The organism is Streptomyces ossamyceticus, from assembly GCF_001418475.1.
Taxonomy (GTDB): Bacteria; Actinomycetota; Actinomycetes; order Streptomycetales; family Streptomycetaceae; genus Streptomyces; species Streptomyces ossamyceticus.
Window position 1 is genome coordinate 1 of record NZ_LIQX01000323.1, and the last position, 4,577, is coordinate 4,577.

Annotated in this window: 5 protein-coding genes; 2 read left to right on the top strand and 3 right to left on the bottom strand. The window is 69.8% G+C overall.

What is annotated here, in order from left to right:
* Positions 1-66: 66 nt before the first annotated feature.
* Complete coding sequence (locus tag AOK15_RS23715) at positions 67-504, bottom strand: MarR family winged helix-turn-helix transcriptional regulator (protein ID WP_055520137.1); 438 nt, start codon at positions 502-504, stop codon at positions 67-69.
* Between the two features lie 147 nt (positions 505-651).
* Between AOK15_RS23715 and AOK15_RS23720 the strand changes: the two genes are divergently transcribed.
* Positions 652-834: a hypothetical protein gene (locus tag AOK15_RS23720; RefSeq protein WP_055520139.1), complete on the top strand. Its 183-nt coding sequence runs from the start codon at positions 652-654 to the stop codon at positions 832-834.
* A gap of 27 nt (positions 835-861) precedes the next feature.
* Here AOK15_RS23720 and AOK15_RS23725 read toward each other — a convergent pair whose 3' ends face one another.
* Entirely contained in the window at positions 862-2,280 is a 1,419-nt protein-coding gene (locus tag AOK15_RS23725) for an NCS2 family permease (protein WP_420876952.1), read from the bottom strand.
* Positions 2,281-2,456: 176 nt separating this feature from the next.
* Between AOK15_RS23725 and AOK15_RS42600 the strand changes: the two genes are divergently transcribed.
* On the top strand, positions 2,457-2,843 hold the full coding sequence (locus tag AOK15_RS42600) for a DUF2530 domain-containing protein (protein WP_079058651.1): 387 nt from the start codon (positions 2,457-2,459) through the stop codon (positions 2,841-2,843).
* Here AOK15_RS42600 and AOK15_RS23735 read toward each other — a convergent pair.
* Positions 2,833-4,449 (bottom strand): IS200/IS605 family element transposase accessory protein TnpB, encoded by a 1,617-nt coding sequence (locus AOK15_RS23735; protein WP_055520142.1) that lies wholly within the window; start codon positions 4,447-4,449, stop codon positions 2,833-2,835. The two genes, AOK15_RS42600 and AOK15_RS23735, sit on opposite strands and share 11 nt — an antisense overlap.
* Between the last annotated feature and the right edge of the window lie 128 nt (positions 4,450-4,577).

Consider the following 4,577-nt stretch of genomic DNA (forward strand, 5'->3'; position numbering starts at 1 on the left):
CCGCCGTACGCCGGTGGTCCCCCCCCCGCACTCCGGAGGGACCACCGGCGTACGGCGGTGGCCCGCTCAGAGGTGCGCGAGCTTCTCCAGCACCGGCGCGGCCGCGCGGAGCGCCGCCCACTCGTCCTCGTCGAGCCCCTCCACGAGGGACGCGAGGAACGCGTTGCGTTTGCGGCGGCTCTCCTCGAGCATCGCCTCGGCACGCTCGGTCTGGGTGACCACCTTCTGCCGCCGGTCCTCGGGGTGCGGCTCCAGCTTCACCAGGCCCTTGCTCTCCAGCAGCGCGACGATGCGGGTCATCGACGGCGGCTGCACATGCTCCTTGCGGGCCAGCTCACCGGGGGTGGCGGTGCCGCAGCGGGCGAGCGTCCCGAGCACGGACATCTCCGTCGGGCTCAGTGACTCGTCGACCCGCTGGTGCTTCAACCGGCGGGACAGGCGCATCACGGCGGACCGCAGCGCGTTCACGGCGGCCTCGTCGTCGCCATGGGTCAGGTCAGGCATGTTCTTTAGCTTAACTCATTACTCTCGCTAAAGACCACCGGAGTCCCACCACCCCTGCCGTGAGTCCCACCACTCCTCTCACTCATACGAGTGACTAATACGGAGAACGCCACACGGTGGCCCGGAACGCGCCTGACCCTCGTACGCATGGGGACCACTGTGCTCAGCCTGCGGATAGACCGGGAACTGCTCGACCGGCTCCGGGACCACGCGGCGAAAAGGGGGATGAGCGTCCAGGACTACGTCATCGGGACGCTCATGCGGGACGACTTCGACCAGCGCTTCCAGACGGCCGTCGAGGAGACCGAGAAGTTCTACGGGGTCACGTGATCCACGGGGTCATGCGTCCCACGGGGGTCACGTGAGGCCCAGCGCCGGCATCAGGTAGTAGAAGCCGAAGACCGCCGCCACCACGTACATCGGGACCGGGACGTCCCGTCCGCGGCCGACGGCGAGGCGCAGGACGACGAACGTGATGAAGCCCATGCCGATGCCGTTGGTGATCGAGTAGGTGAACGGCATCATCACCATCGTCACGAAGGCCGGCACCGCGATCGTGTAGTCGGCCCAGTCGATCTCCCGGACCGAGCCCGCGAGGATCAGGAAGCCGACCGCGAGCAGCGCGGGGGTCGCCGCCTGGGACGGCACCATCGTGGCGACCGGCGTCAGGAACAGCGCGAGCCCGAAGAGGGCACCGGTGACGACGTTCGCGAAGCCGGTGCGCGCCCCCTCACCGACACCGGCCGTGGACTCCACGAAGCAGGTCGTGGCCGAGGAGGAGCTGGCGCCGCCGGCGGCGACCGCGATGCCGTCGACGAAGAGGACCTTGTTGATGCCGGGCATCTGGCCGTCCGCGTCGGTCAGCTTGGCCTCGTCGCCGACGCCCATGATCGTGCCCATCGCGTCGAAGAAGCACGACAGCAGCACGGTGAAGACGAAGAGGACGCCGGTCAGTATCCCGACCTTGCCGAAGCCGCCGAAGAGGCTGACCTCGCCGAGCAGCCCGAAGTCGGGGCCGGCGACGGGGTTGCCCGGCCACTTCGGGGTGGTGAGGCCCCAGGAGCCGGCGGGCAGCTTGGCGACCGCCTCGATGATCACGGCGAGCAGGGTCATGGTGACGATCGAGATGAGGATGGCGCCCGGCACCTTGCGCACGATCAGCGCCAGCGTCAGCAGCGCGCCGAGCACGAAGACGAGGACGGGCCACCCGTCGAGGTGACCGGTCGCGCCCAGCTGGAGCGGCACGGTGGTCTTGGCGACGTCCGGGATACGGGTGACGAAGCCGGAGTCCACGAGCCCGATCAGCATGATGAACAGGCCGATACCGATGGAGATGCCCTTGCGCAGGCCCAGCGGCACGGCGTTCATGACGCGCTCCCGCAGCCCCGTCGCCACCAGCAGCATCACCACGAACCCGGCGAGGACGACCATGCCCATCGCATCCGGCCACGACATGCGCGGCGCGAGCTGGAGCGCGACGACCGTGTTCACGCCGAGGCCCGCCGCCAACGCGATCGGCACATTGCCGATGACACCCATCAACAGCGTGGTGAACGCGGCGGTGACCGCGGTCGCGGTGACCAGCTGGCCGTAGTCCAGCTGATGCCCGTACATGTCCTTCGCGCTGCTCAGGATGATCGGGTTCAGCACGATGATGTACGCCATCGCGAAGAACGTGGCGAAGCCGCCTCGGACCTCCCGCGACAGCGTGCTGCCGCGCTCCGAGATCCTGAAATAACGGTCGAGAGTGCCCTGCGGGGACATACGGAACCTCATCCCCAACAGGTTCCCCCGTCTGTTGGAGTTTTCTACGAACAGAAGTGGCCAATCAGAAACCGTTTCAGTATGAACATATGATGCCGCAAACTCCATCTCCGCGCGTAGACCCGTGGGGCGCTGCGGTTTCCCGAGGCCACGAGGGGCCGCTCCGGGTGTGCTCGTAAGCTGTGCCCATGGCGAAGTGGACCCCCAAGCACGAGGCGCCGGAGCCCCTGGAGGGCCCCGTGGTGCCGACCATCATCGGCGGCACGATCCTGTGGTTCGTCCTCTTCGTCGTCCAGCTCCCGTTCTACGGGTGGTTCGAGGACCACGGCCGCACCTGGTGGGTGTGGACCTGCCTCGCGGGCGCCGGCCTCGGCCTGATCGGCATCTGGTACGTCAAGAAGCGCGACACGGCGATCAAGAGGGACGCGGCCCGCCAGGCCGGAACGGACGCGGAGACGGAGACGGAGACGGACGCGGACGCGCGGACCGCCGCCGGTGCCCCTGCGGACGGGACGACGGTCGAGCCCGCGAAGCCGGTGGAATCAGTGGAGTCGGAGACCGTTCCTAAAGACTGAGCGGGAGTGTGTCCTGTTGCCAGGACTCGTGCTCAGCCGGACGCCCCGAACGGTGTTGGGTGTCCTGGTCGCCCGCGTTCGCTCCGCGTCCGGCGCGCAGGGATCGTGTCCGTGGTCCGGGGATGCGGGGGCGGGGTCCCTCACGCCCGAGGATGCCTGGTGGGGCCTGGACGGTCCGATGCCCCGCACGATCACTCCGGTCGTGTGGGGGCGGTGCCGTCCGTCGCCGGACCGGGTGTCCCAGGGCGCGCCTTCCGATCGCCACGGCGGCCGCGTCGTGACGGGTGGTCTTCCTTGTCTTGGTGGTGAGGGGTTGTTGCCAGTGCTGGGCGCCCCAGCGGCTGGTGTAGGCGGGGTCGACGGCGACGACGGGAATGCCGAGTGCGGCCGCCATCGACACCAGCCGGGCCCGCAGCCTGGCCACCGGCATGCCGGAGACCAGGGTGCGGAACCGCTTGCGGCGGCCGTGCTTCTCACGGGTCGTCTCGGCGGTGAAGTCGAGGTCCTCGACGGCGAGGGCGAGGTGATGGCGGCGCGCCCAGTGCAGCAGGCCGGTCAGGGCGTGCCGGACCTGGGCGTCGCTGCCCGAGAGGTCGTAGCCGAACCGTCTGGGCGCGCCGCCCGGGTTGCCGTGTTCGTCCAGGCGCCAGGCGGCCAGGTGGTCGGCGTTGGTGTCCACCCCCACCAGGCCACCCGCACGGACCGCGGCCAGCGGCACGGTCTTGGCCGCGGGGTTGGTCCAGGAGGCGGTGAGGTACCAGCGGCCGCGTGCGGGGTCCTCGTGGATGCGGTACGCGACAGCCCGGTTGGCATGGATGCGGTCGGCCCACTGCTCACCCCGGTGCGCGAACCTCACCCGGGAGGCGAGGACGTAGCGGCCGTGCGGGGCGTTCGCCAGATACGCCAGCGGGGCGGGGAGTCTGAGGGAGATCTCCCCTTCGGGGGTGACGCGGATGGTCTCGTTGCCGAACCGTTTGCCGGACTCACCGTCCGCCTGGAGGAAGCGGCGCTCGGCCTGCCAGCGGGTGCGCCACTCCTCCTCGGTCAGCCGGGCGGCATCCAGGTGATGGCGGGTGGTCAGCAGCCGCTTCCCGCCCCGCACCACACGCACGACCCCGGCCTCCCAGCCCGCCCGGACCGCATGCAGCCGGTCGGTGAGCACGTGCAGACGGCGCGCTTTCGCATGCCACTCCCGCCTGCTCGCATAGCCACCCGGAGCGTGCTTGGTGCCCTTCTCGCCCACCGGCAGCGACAACCGGTGCGCGATCATGCGCACACCCGCTTCCAGCCGCTGGATGTGTGCGAGCTGCCCCCGCCGGGCCAGAGCCCACTGATCATGCGTGGCCTTCGTGATGCTGCCGGCCCAACGGGAGGACGACACCCCCGTCACAGCCCGCTTACGCGCCGCCCACCTCCCGGCGTCATGGTCCAACCCCACCGCACACCGCGTCTTCAGATCCCGGGAGGCGAGAGCTCCCAGATGGTCCCCCACCAGGCGGAGAACGTGCTCGTCCTCGGCGGTCAGGTGCTTGAGCCGGTCACGTACCGCCACACCCGACGGGCCGAGCGCGACGAACGGCGCCGCCAACTCCCGCAGCCCACCCATCCTCCACCACCCCCGCCCGCACCGACCGAACCCTCACCACGCCCAACGACCTGCACGGACGAAGGTCACACATTCGACTGAGGAACCCTCGTTCCCACCCATCAGGCCATGCGGGAAGCAGCCCGGGC